Raw genomic sequence first — 16,574 nt, 5'->3', positions numbered from 1 at the left:
GAGGCGGACAGAAAAATGGCACAAGAACTAAAATTATCTAGAAAAGATCGTATTTCTGTATGGTGGCGTTCAACTTTCCTTCAAGGTTCCTGGAACTATGAACGGATGCAAAACGGCGGCTGGGCATATACCATGATTCCGGCCATCAAAAAATTATATAAAACGAAAGAAGACCGTTCTGCTGCCCTGCAGCGCCACTTGGAATTTTTTAACACTCACCCTTATGTCGCTGCACCGATTGTTGGTGTAACTTTAGCGCTTGAAGAAGAACGTGCAAACGGCGCTCCCGTTGACGACACAGCCATTCAAGGTGTGAAAGTCGGGATGATGGGGCCTTTGGCAGGGATCGGGGATCCGGTATTCTGGTTCACGGTCAGGCCAATCCTTGGTGCGTTAGGTGCTTCTCTGGCATTGAACGGCAACATTCTCGGGCCAATTATTTTCTTCGTTGCATGGAACCTCATCCGGATGGGATTCCTGTGGTATACACAAGAATTCGGCTACAGAGCTGGTTCAAGAATTACGGAGGACTTATCGGGCGGCATTCTTCAGGATATTACAAAAGGCGCATCGATCCTTGGGATGTTTATCCTTGGCGCGCTGGTTAACAGATGGGTATCGATTAAGTTTACACCAGTTGTATCACAAGTAAAACTTTCTAAAGGCGCTTATATTGACTGGAATCATTTGCCTGCCGGAGCACAGGGGATTAAAACGGCGCTTGAACAGCAAGCTGCCGGCCTCTCATTGGAACCGGTCAAAGTCACGACATTGCAAAACAACCTGGACAGCTTAATTCCGGGCCTTGCCGCATTGCTTTTGACGCTGTTCTGCATGTGGCTTTTGAAAAAGAAAGTGTCTCCGATCGTTATGATTCTTGGATTGTTTGTTGTTGGTATCGTATTCCATTTAATTCACTTAATGTAAGAAAAGGCAAATGCCCGGGCTTTCTGGCCTGGGCTTTTTTCAAAAAAACCGCCAGCCCCTGGGTTGTATACGGGTTCTGGTATGTGTAAAATTTTACTCGAAGGGGCAAATGAGTGGAAAAAAATGGGAAGACGCTCTATCATCTAATTGTACACTTCAAGATGAACATCTAGAGAGAGAGGTCTTCCCATGGATATTATATCAATAATTGCTGGATTATTAAAGGATACAAAGAGTCTTATCGAATTTGAAGAACAGCTTAAACTTCTGATGCAGAAGGCTTTTACACAATGGGTTGGGGATGTATTTGAGGAGTTAGATAAAACAATTAAACAAAAGAAGTTGGAGGAAGGCTGGGAGTACTGCCGTAGTGATAACAGAAGCGTTCAGTTTCTATTTGGAAGTGTGACTTTTAAACGTTCATTAATGCGTGATAAGAGAGGGAACTCACATTATCCCTTGGATGAATGCTTGGGGCTGGTACCCCACCGGAGATATAGCCCGTTAGTGGAATTAAAGGTGGCAGAGTTGGCAAGTGAGAACACCTATCGGGAGGTGGCGAATATTTTAAAAGAATGGACAGCCGTGAGTCTTAGTCATACAACTGTAGGGGAAATGGTGAAACGCGTAGGAAAAACGCAGGTGGAAGCCGACAAGGCCCTTGTAGAAGAGATGGAAATAGCTGCTTCACTGCCTGATGGGAAGAAGGTAGACTACCTGTTTTCCGAAGCAGATGGCGTATTCATCCGGGGACTGGAAAAGAAACAGGGTATGGAAGTCCGCCATGCCATTCTCTATGAAGGTTGGGAAACCAATGGAAAAAGGGTCTCCCTGCGTCAGCCCACAGTCATCATGACGACGGAAGACATTCAGACATTTTGGGATGAAGTCCAAGCCACAGCTGCCAACACCTATTCCCTCGAAAAAGCGCAAGTCATTACAAACAGTGATGGAGGTGCTGGGTACACAGCTGAACGGTTTCAAACAGCATTCTCACAGTCGGAATTTCCGGTGCTCAACCAGCTGGATACCTACCACGTTGCACAAGCCATCATAAGGACATTTGGGGGCGGAAAGAGCGAGATCAAGGAGCAAATTAGAAAAGCGATTAGAACGCATAACCTGGACCAATTCACGTTATATTTGGATACGCACGAAAGCACCTTGACGGATAAAAAGGCTCTCAAGAAAATCAAGGAATTCCGTTCGTATATCTTGAAAAACTGGGACCGCATTTTTGACTGGAGGGACAGGGTGAAAAACGTGCCGGAAGGTGCGAGAGGCCTAGGAGCGATGGAATCGAACCAAAGGCATATCTCCTTCAGGATGAAAAAAAGGGGCATGCATTGGAGTGAACTTGGCGCAGAAGCCATGGTGAAAATCAAACAAGGCATGCTCAATGGGACATTGAGAGAAGCCTATCTGAAACACCGTTCAAGAAGCGAGAGAAAGCAACGGAACTTGAAACAATCCATCAGGATGTCTCAACTACTCAAGCAGCCTGTACGCCCGTCAGTGGGCGTAAAGCACGGATCAGTTGCCCTGCATTCAAGCAGTTCATCGGCAATGGGACATTTAAGCAAAATATTAGAGCTTTCGTTTTAAGCCTGGCTCAGTGGGGACTGATCGTTGAGGCGCGCGAAATTTACGAGACTCCTGCGGGAAAAGCGAGCCAGGAGAGACCCCGCAGCGAGGTACGAGCGAGGAGGCTCGCCGGCCGCCCGCGGAAAGCGAGTGAATTTCGCGCGCCTCAACATCCCCGTTATCCATCTTTATACGGAAATATTACATCTTTTCCGAAAATTACACCGAGCAAGTAAAGCACGGTAGCCGAAAGTGTACAAAAAGAGTGTCTTGGAATACCCGATATTTAAACCTTGTCGAGAAAAACTTGACACATACCGGGTTCTGAGTATGTTTTGCTTCAGGCGGTAAAACTTCGTATAATAAGGGAGAGGCCAGCCGGGGAAGATTTGCCCCGGATTTACAAATACGGTTGCGGGAAGAATTGCGATGTACAGCCGTTTCACCGGTCAACCAGGACCCTTTTTAGAAGCGAAGATCCGGAAATCAAGATAAGCTGTATAGATATGAATTTTTGAAACCACAAAAAGAAAAGAACGGGGTGGATCAAATGGTCCAATCAATCAATACAAAAGTGGATTTGGTGATAAAGGCAGCCGCGCATATGGGATTGACAGATTACGGCAAAATCATGATCGGCGATAAAGGATTTGAATTTTTCAATGAGCGCGATGTGCGCAAATACATTCAAATTCCTTGGGAAGAAGTCGATTACGTGATCGCTTCCGTCATGTTTAAAGGAAAATGGATCCCGCGTTATGCGATCAAAACGAAGAAAAACGGGACATACACCTTTTCTTCCAAAGATCCGAAAAGGGTGTTGCGGGCGGTCCGCCAATATGTGGATCCGAATCGGATGGTTCAGTCACTGAGTTTCTTCGATGTTGTGAAGCGCAGTTTTAAGAGAAAACCGAAAAAGCAATAGTTTTAAAAGACAAGGCAGGTTAAACTTGTCTTTTTTTGTTGGCTGTTCCGGGGAAATGGCAGGAAGAGCACGGAAAGTTTCCCTGAAGCCGGGCTGTTTGAAAAGCCGGATCACAGGACCGTTCTGAATCGTCGTCCAAAGCCTGTGGGCGTTGTCATTTTGTAAATATTATGATATGTTTTTTTATGAAAGCATCAGGGGTATTGGCAACTTTGTTTTACATAAAACTGTAAGTGCTTACAGTTTTGGCAAAATACAGAAACGGAGGATGGATGGAGATGGGAAATACGACACAGTTTGTGCCGGGGCTTGAAGGGGTTGTCGCTGTTGAAACGGAGCTTTCTTTTCTTGACACGGCCCAAGGCGAGATCGTTTTAAAGGGGTATGACTTGATTGAGTTGTCGAAAACGAAAAGCTATCTGGACATCGTGCATTTGCTTCTTGAAGGCACGCTCCCGAATGATGCCGAGAAAAAAGCGTTGGAAGAAAGTTTAAAGAAAAACTACCGGATTCCAGACGCCGTGCTGGACATTTTGAAGCTATTGCCGGCATCCACCCACCCGATGGATGCGCTCCGTACAGGGGTTTCAGCGCTGGCGGGGTATGATGAAAACCTGCTGGACCGCTCCCGTAAAGCCAATTTAAACCGTGCATACCATTTGCTCGGGAATGTGCCGAACATTGTTGCAAACAGCTACCATCTTTTAAATGGCGAGGACCCGGTTGAACCGCGGCAGGATTTGTCGTACAGCGCCAATTTCCTGTACATGATCACCGGGAAAGTCCCTTCGGAAAAGGAAGAAAAGATTTTCGACCGTTCCCTTGTCCTGTACAGCGAACATGAACTGCCGAATTCGACTTTTACGGCAAGGGTCATTGCGTCCACCTTGTCCGATTTATACGGGGCGTTAACAGGCGCAGTGGCATCGCTCAAGGGCCATCTGCACGGGGGCGCCAATGAAGCGGTGATGGAGATGCTGAAAGAAGCCGGCACGGTGGAAAAATTTGAAGAAATGCTTTATACGAAACTGAAAAACAAAGAAAAAGTAATGGGGTTCGGCCACCGCGTCTACATGAAAAAGATGGACCCGCGCGCTTTGATGATGAAAGAAGCGCTGAAAGAACTTTGTGCGGAAAAAGGGGATCATTCGCTGCTTGAAATGTGCGAAGCCGGGGAAAAAATCATGGCGCAGGAAAAAGGGCTCTATCCGAACCTCGATTATTATGCAGCCCCGGTTTATTGGATGCTCGGCATTCCGATTCCGCTTTATACGCCGATCTTTTTCAGTTCAAGAACGGTCGGGCTGTGCGCACATGTGATGGAGCAGCATGAAAACAACCGCCTGTTCCGTCCGCGCGTCCAATACAAAGGCCCGCGCGGTTTGCATCCGCAAGATTAAGTTTTAAAAAGGCCTGCGACCGGATGGCTTGCATTCGCAAGATGAGGTTTTAAAAAGGCGGGACCATTAAGAGATAAAGTGAACAAAAAGCTGGGGTAAAACGCTGTCTTAAGGACCCGGTGTTGCACTGCAGATGAAGTTTGGAAAGGGGAATGTTTAAATTGGCCGGTACAACAGCTGTAAATGAAAAAACAGGGGAGCGGGATGCCCTGATAGAAGAAATTGCCCGTTATGTGCTAGACAAAGAGATTACGAGTTCCGAAGCTTTTGAGACTGCGCGTTACGGGCTTTTGGATACGCTCGGCTGCGGCATTCTCGCCCTCCGTTTTCCGGAGTGTGCAAAAATGCTCGGTCCGATCGTTCCGGGTACAACCGTGCCGAACGGGACGCATGTGCCGGGCACTTCCTATGTGCTCGATCCGGTTGCAGGGGCGTTTAATATTGGCTGCATGATCCGCTGGCTCGATTATAACGATACGTGGCTCGCGGCGGAGTGGGGGCACCCTTCCGACAACCTCGGCGGCATCCTTGCTGTTGCGGATTTTTTGAGCCGGACGCGCGTTGCCAACGGGAAAGCACCGCTAAAAGTGCGCGATGTGCTCGAGGGCATGATCAAAGCCCATGAAATCCAAGGTGTGCTTGCTTTGGAAAACAGTTTGAACCGCGTCGGGCTTGACCATGTTTTATTTGTCAAAGTGGCTACAGCTGCTGTTGCGACAAAAATGCTCGGCGGAGGGAAAAACGAAATCATGAACGCCGTTTCCCACGCCTGGATTGATAACGGCCCGTTGCGCACATACCGGCACGCGCCGAATACCGGTTCGCGCAAATCATGGGCGGCCGGCGATGCAACCAGCAGGGGCGTGGCGCTTGCGCTAATTGCGATGAAAGGGGAAATGGGCTATCAAACGCCGCTTTCCGCACCTGGGTGGGGATTCCAGGACGTGATGTTCAAAGGGAAAGAACTGAAACTGGCCCGCCCGCTCGGCTCCTATGTGATGGAAAATGTTTTATTTAAAGTATCGTATCCGGCAGAATTCCATGCACAGACGGCAGCAGAAGCCGCAGTTAAACTCCATCCGGTTGTCGCCGGGAAACTGGATCAAATCAAGCATATTACCATTACAACGCATGAATCTGCCATCCGCATCATTGATAAAAAAGGGCCGCTTTATAACCCTGCTGACCGCGACCATTGCATCCAGTATGTGACGGCAGTCGGCCTGATCAAAGGCAATATTACGGCGGACGATTATGAAGATGCAGCCGCCGCTGACCCGCGCATTGATGCGTTGAGGGAAAAAATGACCGTTGTTGAAAACAAACAATACAGCATCGATTACCTTGATCCGGATAAACGTTCCATCGCAAATGCCGTACAAGTCTTTTTTGAAGACGGCACATCAACTGAAAATGTGGAAGTCGAGTATCCGCTTGGCCACCGCTTCAGAAGGGAAGAAGCGATCCCGAAAATTATCACCAAGTTTTCGGATAATATCGCCACCCACTATTCCGCGAAGCAGCAGGAAAGGATCAAAGAAGCCTGCCTTGCGGGAGAAGCGCTTGAAAAAATGGCCGTTCATGAATTCGTCAATTTATTCACCTTGTAGAAAGGACGTTGCACCATGGTTTGGATTGTCAATCACCCGTCTTCACAGGAGGCGCTTGCCAAACGGTTTAAGGAACGCATACAGGCGCCAGGCATTTTGCAAATCCCCGGCGCGCATGATGCAATGGCGGCACTCATTGCAAAAAACACAGGGTTTGAGGCGCTTTATTTATCAGGCGCTGCCTATACCGCGAGCAAAGGGATTCCGGATCTTGGCATGATCACATCGACGGAAATGGCGGAACGTGCACGTGATCTCGTGCGTGCCACCGATTTACCGGTTCTTGTTGACATTGACACCGGCTTTGGCGGCGTGCTGAACGTTGCCCGCACCGCCCGCGAAATGGTTGAAGCAGGGGTTGCGGCTGTTCAGATTGAAGACCAGCAGCTTCCGAAAAAATGCGGGCATTTAAACGGCAAACAGCTTGTGGAGACATCCGACATGCGCGAAAAAATCCGGGCGCTCAAAAGTGTGGCACCGCACCTCGTAGTTGTCGCACGTACGGACGCAAGAGGCGTTGAAGGGCTGGATTCCGCCTTGACACGAGCTGAGGCGTATGTGGAAGCGGGGGCGGATGCGATTTTTCCGGAAGCGCTCGAGTCCCGTGATGAATTCCGGCTGTTTGCGCAAAAAATAAAAGCGCCGCTCCTTGCCAATATGACCGAATTCGGTAAAACCCCGTATTATACGGCGGAAGAATTTCAGGAAATGGGATACGCGATGGTCATTTATCCGGTTACTTCGCTGCGCGTTGCCGCAAAAGCTTATGAAAGGGTGTTTGAAAAAATCAAAAACGAAGGCACGCAAAAAAATGCCCTTTCCGACATGCAGACGAGAAAAGAGCTTTACAGCACGATTTCTTTAGAGGAATTTGAAGCGCTCGACCAGTCGATCGCTAAAACGATTCTGCCTGTTACGCCTGATCCTTCCTCATCAACGTAAAGAAAAAGGGCAAACCCGCCTTTTCCGCGCGGGTTTGCCCTTTTAAACTTAGCGGACGGCCTATTTGGGGCTTGCTGAATAGGCAAAATAGATACTGACAGTTTTGGCAAAAATTTTAAATGTAAGGGTTTTTTTCGACATCCAGCACTTTTTCGCGAACATCTACCTTTTTTCTTGCGACGTTGAGTAGTTTTCGCCAAATTCGTTTTTCAACCCGGATGCCGTTGTTTGGCCGGAAACTTCTGTGGCAGGATCGGCTGTTCCGGGAGCGGCCGTTTCATTGAGGGTAGAAGCATCATTGTCTACGAGCACAAGATAGTGTCCGGCATCAATTTCAGTCGAATAGCGGTCCAGTTCGTCCTGCGGGAGATCCAGATTGGTCAGTTTTCTTGTCGTTTCATCATAATAGTCCGGCTTGAAGAACCCTTTGATTTTCTCCCAGACAGAGCTGTTTTGTTCATCCTGGACAGTGGTGGTGTGGTCCACATTTGCGCCGGTCTGCTTTTTCAATAAAGTTCCATCATTCCCGTTTGAAATAATAGAAATATTGGAAGTGCTGTATCCTTGTGCGGTCAACCGGTCTACTACGTCAATCGTTTCCTGCAACGTTGTGTAAATACCAACTACTTCTTTTGCCATCTCTATCTGCCTCCTAATGGTGATAGTGCATTTTTACCCGGTATAAAAAGGGTTAAACGAGTTTCATAGGTTTTGACATCTCCATAAAATTCAGTCAATATAGAATTAAATGGAGGGAGAGAGATGGAAGAATCTGCATATCTATCGTATGATGCAACAGGGCTGGCCGGACTCGTAAAGCGAAAAGAAGTAAGTGTGGAAGAAGTGCTTGAGGCGGCAATGGCCCGGATTGAAAAAACAAACAGGCGTTTAAATGCCGTCATCCGGACACGGTTTGAGAAAGCAAAAAAGGAAGCGGCCACGCTCCGTACAGATGAGCAGCCATTTGCCGGCGTGCCGATTTTGCTGAAAGACCTTTCTCAGGCAGTAAAGGGCGAGCTGCTCACATCCGGATCAAAACTGCTCCAGCAAAACCGTGCCAGAGAAGATGCTTTTTTTACGGCAAAATTGAAGGAAGCGGGGTTTATCATTCTCGGACATACAAACGTACCGGAATTTGGATTTAAAAATATTACGGAACCTGAACTTTACGGTCCGGCGCGCAATCCGTGGAATCCCCATTTTTCACCCGGCGGATCAAGCGGTGGTTCCGCGGCTGCGGTGGCTTCCGGGATGGTACCGGTTGCCGGTGCAAGTGACGGCGGCGGATCGATCCGCATCCCAGCTTCTTTTACAAGTTTAACAGGATTAAAGCCGACAAGGGGAAGGACACCGGTCGGGCCGGGCCGTGGACGGCAATGGCAAGGGGCGGCTATTGACTTTGTGCTGGCAAAAACAGTCAGAGACAGTGCAGCGCTCCTCGATGTGCTACAAACGGTAGAGCCCGCCGCTGCTTTTCAAACGCCGCTTTTTCCGGGATATGTAAAGGAACTAGAGCGGAGTGGAACGAAAAAATACCGGATCGCGTTTTCGGTTGAATCGCCGGTCGGGACGCCTGTCAGCCGCGATGCAAAACAGGCTGTCTATAAAACGGCAAAATGGCTGGAGCAGGAGGGCCATCTTGTGGAAGAAGCCAAAAACGGTGTTGACGGCAGGCGGCTGATGGAAAACTATTATTTAATGAACTGCGGGGAAATGGCGGCGGAACTTTCGGATTTGGAAAGCGCACTTAGACGCCCGCTTACGGAAAAAGATATGGAGCCTGTTTCATGGGTCTTGTATGCTGCCGGGAAAAATGTCACGGCGGCGGAATACGCAAAGAGCCTTGCGGAGTGGGATAAAGCCGCAGCACAAATGGCTGCTTTCCATGAGACTTATGACCTGTATCTCACGCCTTCAACCGCGTTTCCGGCACCAAAAATCGGGGAACTTACCCAAACCGGGAAAGAGCGGGATCGCTTGTTTGGCGTTACCGGACTCCCAAAAGAAAAGCAGCAGGCACTTGTCTATGACATGTTTGAACCGAGCTTAACGTTTTCCCCGTTTACGCAGCTCGCTAATTTAACCGGGCAGCCGGCGATCAGTCTGCCGGTTCATGTAACAGCGGCCGGGCTTCCTTTAGGGGTACAGCTGGTTGCGCCGAAAGGAAATGAACATTGGCTGCTGGATGTCGCTTATGCGCTCGAACAGTCGGAACTTTGGGTTGGCATGCAGGGAAACCCTTGCCTTTAAAGCATGAATAAGCGGCGTTACTTACGCACGGGTTGGAACTCTACGTTAAGGAAGGAGACCAAAAATCCCCGCTATCTTAACGTAGGGCGTTCTATGTTAAGGAAGGGTGAAAAAAGCAGGATTTATCTTAACATAGAAAGGAAGCTCGACAAAAAGACATGCTTTCTTAATGTAGAGACGTCCTACGTTAAGGAAGGCTGTCCAAAAGTCCCGCTTCCTTAACGTAGAGGCGTTCTACGTTAAGGAAGCTCGAAAAAAATGCCCGCTTTCTTAATGTAGAGGCGTTCTATGTTGAGGAATGCCGGCAAAAAGTTCCGCTATCTTAACGTAGAACTCTCTATGTTAAGGAAGTCCGAAAAAAAGACATGCTATCTTAACGTAGAGGCGTTCTATGTTAAGGAAGGCCGTCAAAAATCCCCGCTATCTTAACGCCCCAATCTTTACCAAGGCAGGCAAAGGCCGGCTTGTGCACCGCCCCATCCTTTTGAAAATTTTTTGCCAAAAAGGATGACTTTCATGTTACAATAAAATTACAAGGAAAAAAAGCAGGGGAGCCGGTTTGGCTGAGAGGATGCCGCTTTGCATCGACCCTTCACCTGATCTGGATAATGCCAGCGTAGGGAGTCTTATATTGAAGCATGTTTCGGCATGTTTTGGATGGACAGGCTTTCTTGCGCATGCAATGAAAGCTTTTTTATTTGAAAAAAAGGAGGAGAATTTGATGGAAAAATCGAATCAAGTAACGGTTTCTTTTTCAGTTGTTCCGCATATTAAAAGTGATGACTTATACGGTGTCGTCGACCGCGCGATCGAAGTCGTCCAAAATGCCGGCGTACGTTATGAAGTCGGGGCAATGGAAACGACGATGGAAGGCGATCTTGACGAGCTGCTTGAGATCATCAAAAAAGCGCAGGATGCTTGCGTTCAAGCCGGTGCGATTGATGTCCTCACATCGATCAAAATCCATTACCGGCCAAGCACCGGGGTGACAATGGATGAAAAAATTGCAAAATATCGCGAACAAACGCCGCAGCCGGTTCGTTAACACGGCGCTCACGGCTGCCTGGCTCATTTTTTTGCTCTTCGTCTGGCAAGGGGTAACGGCCGGCTTTCATATCAGTGAATGGATGCTGCCAAAACCGACGGAAGTATGGCAGGAATTGAAAAGCCTGCAATGGATGGTTTGGCCCAATATTTGGCAAACTGCAAAAGAAGTATTGATCGGACTAGCCTTTTCCATTGTGATTGGCGCAGCAATTGCCGTTTTTATGGATATGGTTCCCGTTTTCCGGATGCTGGTCCGGCCGCTTTTGGTCGTTTCGCAAACGATTCCGATTGTGGCAATTGCGCCGCTTTTAATCGTCTGGTTCGGATTCGGGCTCCAGTCCAAAATCATTGTGGTCATTTTAATCTGCTTTTTCCCGCTGGCATTGAGCATCCTGGAAGGGTTTCAAACGGTGGATGATGACCTGGTGAAACTGTTAAAGACCATGCATGCTTCAAAATGGCAGCTATACCGGAAAGTCAAATTTCCGGCTGTGCTCCCTTACTTTTTTTCCGGTTTAAAAATTGCCGTTACATATAGTGTGATGGGCGCTATTATCGGTGAGTGGCTCGGCGCAAGCGAAGGGCTCGGCGTCATGCTGACAAGGGCGACGAAATCTTTTATGACGGCCCGCCTGTTTGCCATCTCTGCTGTCATCATTGGGCTCACATTTCTTTTATACGGCGCTGTTGAATGTTTGCAAAGGCTATCCGCACCATGGGTATACCGAAAGGAAGATCATCAATGAAGAAAATTTTAATCATCTTGCAGGCGGCCATGTTGCTGCTTGCTGCTGGATGCACCGGCAGCGGGCAGAAAGAAAACAGCCAAAAAGCGCTGCAAAAGGTGACGGTTGTGCTGGACTGGTTTCCGAACACCAATCATACCGGCCTGTATGTAGCTAAAACAAAGCACTATTTTCAAAAGCAGGGCCTGGATGTGAAAATCATCCAGCCGGGGGACAATATTACGGCTGAACAAATGGTGGCTTCCGGGAAAGCGGATTTCGGGGTCAGCTATCAGGAAAATGTCACCACGGCAAGGACGGAAGGAATCCCGATTGTGTCCATTGCCGCGATCATCCAACACAATACTTCCGGCTTTGCTTCTTTGAAAAAAGACAACATCACTTCTCCGAAAGACTTTGAAGGAAAAAGTTACGGCGGCTGGGGTTCGCCGTCTGAAGAAGCCGTCATCAAAACGGTCATGGAAAAATACGGCGCCGACTACAGCAAAGTAAAAAATATTGTGCTCGGCCAGACGGATTTTTTCAAATCAATTGGGCGTGAAGCGGATTTTGAATGGATTTATTACGGCTGGGACGGCATCCAGGCAGAGCGGAGCGGGAAAAAACTGAATCTTATCATGGTCAAAGATCTCGACCCTGCGCTTGATTATTACAGCCCGGTCATCATTACAAGCGAAAAACTGGCCAAAGGGGATAAAACCCTTGTCAAATCTTTTATGAAGGCTACGGCACAAGGCTATACATTTGCGATCAAGCACCCGGAACAGTCCGCCGATATCCTGATTAAGGACGTGCCGGATACAAATAAAGGGCTTGTCCGCGCCAGCCAGAAGTGGCTAAGCACGAAGTACCAGGACGATGCCGCGGAATGGGGGGTACAGAAGGAAGAAGTGTGGCGCCGTTATATGGACTTCCTTTATGACCATAAAGTCATTAAGAAAAAAATCAACATCAAGGCTGCCTACACAAACGAATTTCTTCCAAACCGGCCATGACGTATTTGCAATTGGAAGGTATTACGAAAACATTTGGCGGGAAAAAAGTGCTGGAAGGCATTTCCGCAACGATCCGGAAAGGTGAATTCTGTACTTTTATCGGGCCGAGCGGATGCGGAAAAAGCACGCTGTTAAATATCATTGCCGGGATTGAAAAGGCGAATGGCGGCAAAGTGCTGCTTGACGGCAAACCGGATGGGGTTCAGGATGCCGCCGGTTTCATGCCGCAGCAGGATTTGCTTCTGCCTTGGCGGACGGCACTGCAAAATATTGTCCTGCCGCTTGAAATAAAAGGGATGCGGAAACGGGAACGGGTTTTGCGGGGGATGGAGGTGCTCCGGCAGTTTGGCCTTGAGGATTACGCCGGCCACTATCCCGGCTCGCTCTCCGGCGGCATGCGGCAGCGGATCAGTTTTTTGCGCACGTATTTATGCGAAAAACCGGTTATGCTGCTGGACGAACCGTTCGGGAAGCTCGATGCTTTTACAAAAATGGATGTCCACCGCTGGCTGCTTGAATCGTGGGAGAAGGGAAACCAGACGATTCTTATGGTTACCCATGATCTCGATGAAGCCGTGCTGCTATCGGACCGTGTTTTTGTCATGTCACAGCAGCCGTCCGCCATCATCCACGAATTGAAGGTGCATTTGCCGCGCCCGCGGAAATGGGAGATGCTCTCTTCGGATGCGTTGAAAAAAGACAAAGATGAACTGTTAAGAGAACTTGCCTCATTTTTGGGGAAATAAAAAAAGGTTTGGAGATGCTCCAAACCTTTTTTTACAAGTTCAGCATATTGGATGCCGCATATTTTTCGACGGAAAGGCCGGTCCGGTCAATTTTGGCCGGTTCAACCAGCACATGCGGAAAATGGGCGTGGAGCGTTTCTGCCATGGCCTCTGCCTCTTCGAACGGCACGAGCGAAATAACCGTCGGGCCGGCGCCGCTAATGACCGTCCCGTACGCGCCGAGTGATTTGGCCAGCCGGCGGATCTCCAAAAATTCGGGGATCAATTTTGTCCGGTACGGCTCGTGAAAACGGTCCTGTTCCATCATTTTTCCGGCCAGTTCGTACTGGCCGCTTATGAGCGCCGCAATAAAAAGATTGCTGGCCGCACTTCCTTTTACTGCCTCTTTCCGTGCATAAAAATCAGGAAGCACTTTGCGCGCATCTTCCGTTTTTAACTCATAACCGGGAATAAACAGGAGCAAATCCGCCATAATGTCAAAAAACGGCACGACTTCGACTCGTCCGTCCCCTTGCTCGGCTGAAACAACGAGCCCGCCGAACAAAGATGCTGCGACATTATCCGGATGCCCCTCGATCCGGGAGGCAATGTCCAGCTTTTCCGCAAGCGAAAGCCCGAGATTTCCGGCAAAGTTAGCCAGTTCAATGCCGGCCACAACGGCTGAGGCGCTGCTGCCAAGCCCGCGGGCAAGCGGAATTTCACTGTCAACGATGACTTTGCACGAGGCAAGCTGCACGCCGTGTAAATCAGCAACCTGCCGCGCAATTTTTAGGATAAAAGGGTCGCTGTCTTCCGGAAGCGGCGGCAAAAGGGGTGATACTTGTTCAAAAACCCATTCCTCGCTGTCGCGTACTTCAAGCGTTAAAAAACGGTTGAGCGCCATGCCGACTGAGTCAAATCCGGGCCCGAGATTTGCCGTGCTTGCGGGGACGCGGATAACCAGCCTGTTCATACATGGATCACATTCGAAAGATAATCTGTCACGGCTTCTTCCGTTGCCGGCAGCACGGCAGGCCGGACTTCGACTTGGGACATGGCGGTTTGTGGGTCTTTTAGCCCGTTTCCGGTCAGGACAGCAACCACTTTGCTTCCATTTTTGATCTGTCCCGTTTTGACCTGCTTGATGACACCGGCGATGGACGCACATGAACCCGGCTCGGCGAACGTCCCTTCATTGCGGGCGAGCAGCCGGAACGCATCAAGAATTTCAGGGTCTGACACCGAGTCGATTACGCCGCCTGATTCATCGCGGGCGTTGACAGCCAGTTTCCAGCTTGCCGGGTTGCCGATCCGAATCGCGGTTGCGACCGTTTCCGGGTTTTCGATCACCCGGTCCCGGACGATGGCAGCTGCGCCTTCCGCTTCAAAGCCGTGCATTTCCGGCAGGCCGGTTTCGAATTTCTCATTGAACTCTTTGAATCCCTTCCAGTACGCGCTGATGTTTCCGGCATTGCCGACCGGGATGGCAAGGACATCAGGTGCTGAACCCAGCTGCTCACAAATCTCGAAAGCTGCCGTTTTTTGGCCTTCCAGCCGGTAAGGGTTAACTGAGTTTACAAGTGTAACAGGCGAAGTTTCGCTTACTTTCCTGACGATTTTAAGCGCCTGGTCAAAATTGCCGTCAATTTCCACGATTTCAGCGCCGTACATAACAGCCTGTGCCAGTTTGCCAAGCGCGATTTTTCCGCTCGGGATCACGATGATTGCCCGGATTCCGGCTTTTGCGGCATAGGCGGCCGCAGAAGCGGAAGTGTTGCCGGTGGAGGCGCAGATAACGGACCTGCTGCCGTTTTCGATCGCTTTCGCAACCGCCATCACCATGCCGCGGTCTTTAAAAGAGCCGGTCGGGTTCAAGCCTTCAAATTTTCCGTACAATTCCACGCCGAGCTTTTCCGAGAGGCGGGCAAACGGGATAAGCGGCGTATTGCCTTCAAATAATGTCAGTTCCGGTGTTTTGTCTGTGACGGGTAAAAATGATTTGTACTGTTTGAGTAATCCTGGCCATTGATTCATGTTTTTATGCCTCTCCTTCAACACGGTAGTAGCTGTTCACTTCTTTGACAACAGGCATTTCATTTAACTGCTCGAGCGCCTTTTGGAAACGGTCGAGCGACACTTTGTGGGTAACAATGATGATTTCCGCAAGCTCATCGCGTTTATCAGGCGTCTGCAAAATCCGTTTAAAGCTGATATTGAGGGCGCTGAAGGCGGCTGTAATTTTAGAAAATGCGCCGACCTGGTCTTTTAAATGCATGCGGATATAAAATTGCCCGTAGCGCTGCTCAGGCGGCATGAGTTTCCGTTCAAAGCGCGGGCCCCTGAGGTTCCGGCCGTTCACGCCGAGCTGCATGTTTTTAATCGCGGCAATACAATCGCTCACGACCGCGGTCGCAGTCGGCATGCTTCCGGCGCCGGGCCCGTAAAACATTGCCTCGCCGATTGCTTCCCCGTTAATATAAACGGCATTGAATTCGTTTTTCACGGAAGCAAGCGGGTGGTTTTGGGCGATAAACGCCGGCTGCACGCTCACTTCAATATGTTCATCCTGGCATTCCGCCAAGCCGATCAGCTTCATCGTATACCCGAGCGTTTTCCCATAATGCAAATCTGCGGATGAAAGATGGGTAATGCCTTCCACTTCCACATCTTCAAGTTTCACATTTGTATAGAATGCGAGCCTTGCCAAAATCGCCATTTTCCTTGCCGCATCCAGGCCTTCCACATCTGATGTCGGGTCGGCTTCGGCAAAACCAAGTTCCTGTGCCTCTTTCAGCGCCTCGTCATAAGAAACGCCTTCATCCATCATTTTGGTCAAAATAAAATTGGTTGTCCCGTTGACGATCCCCATCACTTTTTGGATCCGGTCGGAAACAAGGCCGTCTGTAAGCCCCCTGATAATCGGGATGCCGCCGCCGACGCTTGCCTCATACAGCAAGTCACACTGGTTTTTCCAGGCCAGTTCCTGAAGCTCCGGGCCGTAGAGGGCAATTAAATCTTTGTTCGCGGTCACGACATGTTTTTTATTTTCAATCGCCTTGACAATGTACCGGCGGGCTTCATCAATTCCGCCCATCACTTCAACGACGACATCGATTTCCGGGTCATTTAATATCTCATCGGGATTTGTAGTGACAGAGGCGGGATCAATGTCTACACCGCGATCCTTTTCGGTGTCGCGCACGAGAATTCGTTTCACCTTTACTTCACGCCCAAGCTGATGGACGAGTTCCTCCTGATGCTGCCGGATCAGTTTGACAACGCCGCAGCCAACGGTTCCGAGTCCAAGCAGTCCGATTGAAACGTCCGATTTCATTTGATCACACCTCTTTATGTATTTTTACAGAAAACAAATGTCTTTGTATAATAGACATTAAAGCATGATTACAGAGGAAGATCAAGTCT

The 16,574-nt window shown here is 49.2% G+C and carries 15 protein-coding genes and 1 riboswitch; of the genes, 11 read left to right on the top strand and 4 right to left on the bottom strand.

The features are described 5' to 3' along the window. Window positions 1-15: 15 nt before the first annotated feature. The 6 genes from ABR335_RS14050 (at window position 16) to prpB (ending at window position 7,388) form a co-directional block, all read left to right on the top strand. Entirely contained in the window at window positions 16-927 is a 912-nt protein-coding gene (locus ABR335_RS14050; RefSeq protein WP_014096009.1) for a PTS system mannose/fructose/sorbose family transporter subunit IID, read from the top strand. 189 nt (window positions 928-1,116) lie between these two features. Next, window positions 1,117-2,532, top strand: a complete 1,416-nt coding sequence (locus ABR335_RS14045) for an ISLre2 family transposase (protein WP_014095747.1) — start codon at window positions 1,117-1,119, stop codon at window positions 2,530-2,532. Between the two features lie 529 nt (window positions 2,533-3,061). Further along, window positions 3,062-3,436 (top strand): DUF956 family protein, encoded by a 375-nt coding sequence (locus ABR335_RS14040; RefSeq protein ID WP_014096008.1) that lies wholly within the window; start codon window positions 3,062-3,064, stop codon window positions 3,434-3,436. A 278-nt stretch (window positions 3,437-3,714) separates the two neighbouring features. Next, entirely contained in the window at window positions 3,715-4,836 is a 1,122-nt protein-coding gene (mmgD, locus tag ABR335_RS14035; protein ID WP_017551979.1) for a citrate synthase, read from the top strand. A gap of 152 nt (window positions 4,837-4,988) precedes the next feature. Beyond that, entirely contained in the window at window positions 4,989-6,446 is a 1,458-nt protein-coding gene (gene prpD, locus ABR335_RS14030; protein WP_350346275.1) for a 2-methylcitrate dehydratase, read from the top strand. 15 nt (window positions 6,447-6,461) lie between these two features. Continuing rightward, the gene (gene prpB, locus ABR335_RS14025; protein WP_017551978.1) at window positions 6,462-7,388 is read left to right on the top strand and encodes a methylisocitrate lyase; all 927 of its coding nucleotides are present in this window, start codon (window positions 6,462-6,464) and stop codon (window positions 7,386-7,388) included. 162 nt (window positions 7,389-7,550) lie between these two features. Here prpB and ABR335_RS14020 read toward each other — a convergent pair whose 3' ends face one another. Further along, on the bottom strand, window positions 7,551-8,027 hold the full coding sequence (locus ABR335_RS14020) for a general stress protein (RefSeq protein ID WP_350346274.1): 477 nt from the start codon (window positions 8,025-8,027) through the stop codon (window positions 7,551-7,553). 123 nt (window positions 8,028-8,150) lie between these two features. Here ABR335_RS14020 and ABR335_RS14015 point away from each other — a divergent pair, with 123 nt between their 5' ends. The 5 genes from ABR335_RS14015 to ABR335_RS13995 all read left to right on the top strand — a co-directional run bounded on the left by ABR335_RS14015 (window position 8,151) and on the right by ABR335_RS13995 (window position 13,172). After that, on the top strand, window positions 8,151-9,638 hold the full coding sequence (locus ABR335_RS14015) for an amidase (RefSeq protein WP_350346273.1): 1,488 nt from the start codon (window positions 8,151-8,153) through the stop codon (window positions 9,636-9,638). Window positions 9,639-10,175: 537 nt separating this feature from the next. After that, window positions 10,176-10,278, top strand: a riboswitch (TPP riboswitch). Window positions 10,279-10,359: 81 nt separating this feature from the next. Next, entirely contained in the window at window positions 10,360-10,683 is a 324-nt protein-coding gene (locus ABR335_RS14010) for an MTH1187 family thiamine-binding protein (protein ID WP_013858509.1), read from the top strand. Continuing rightward, window positions 10,634-11,431 (top strand): ABC transporter permease, encoded by a 798-nt coding sequence (locus tag ABR335_RS14005; RefSeq protein WP_035182360.1) that lies wholly within the window; start codon window positions 10,634-10,636, stop codon window positions 11,429-11,431. Before ABR335_RS14010 ends, ABR335_RS14005 begins: the two co-directional genes overlap by 50 nt. Beyond that, window positions 11,428-12,426, top strand: coding sequence for an ABC transporter substrate-binding protein (locus ABR335_RS14000; RefSeq protein ID WP_350346272.1), 999 nt, complete (start codon window positions 11,428-11,430; stop codon window positions 12,424-12,426). Before ABR335_RS14005 ends, ABR335_RS14000 begins: the two co-directional genes overlap by 4 nt. Continuing rightward, complete coding sequence (locus tag ABR335_RS13995; protein WP_350346271.1) at window positions 12,423-13,172, top strand: ABC transporter ATP-binding protein; 750 nt, start codon at window positions 12,423-12,425, stop codon at window positions 13,170-13,172. The genes ABR335_RS14000 and ABR335_RS13995 overlap by 4 nt, the downstream gene beginning before the upstream one ends. Before the next feature lie 31 nt (window positions 13,173-13,203). On the opposite strand, the gene thrB is transcribed toward ABR335_RS13995, so the two are convergent. From thrB to ABR335_RS13980, 3 genes are read right to left on the bottom strand one after another with little or no spacing between them, the layout of a single operon-like run. Next, complete coding sequence (gene thrB / locus ABR335_RS13990) at window positions 13,204-14,124, bottom strand: homoserine kinase (RefSeq protein WP_350346270.1); 921 nt, start codon at window positions 14,122-14,124, stop codon at window positions 13,204-13,206. Continuing rightward, window positions 14,121-15,185 (bottom strand): threonine synthase, encoded by a 1,065-nt coding sequence (thrC, locus tag ABR335_RS13985; protein WP_350346269.1) that lies wholly within the window; start codon window positions 15,183-15,185, stop codon window positions 14,121-14,123. The genes thrB and thrC overlap by 4 nt, the downstream gene beginning before the upstream one ends. A gap of 4 nt (window positions 15,186-15,189) precedes the next feature. Further along, a complete protein-coding gene (locus tag ABR335_RS13980; RefSeq protein WP_014095997.1) occupies window positions 15,190-16,485 on the bottom strand; it encodes a homoserine dehydrogenase in 1,296 nt (431 codons plus the stop codon). Window positions 16,486-16,574 lie beyond the last annotated feature (89 nt).

Source organism: Heyndrickxia faecalis (assembly GCF_040267745.1).
Lineage (GTDB): Bacteria > Bacillota > Bacilli > Bacillales > Bacillaceae_C > Weizmannia > Weizmannia faecalis.
This window is presented reverse-complemented; position numbering and strand designations above follow the sequence as displayed.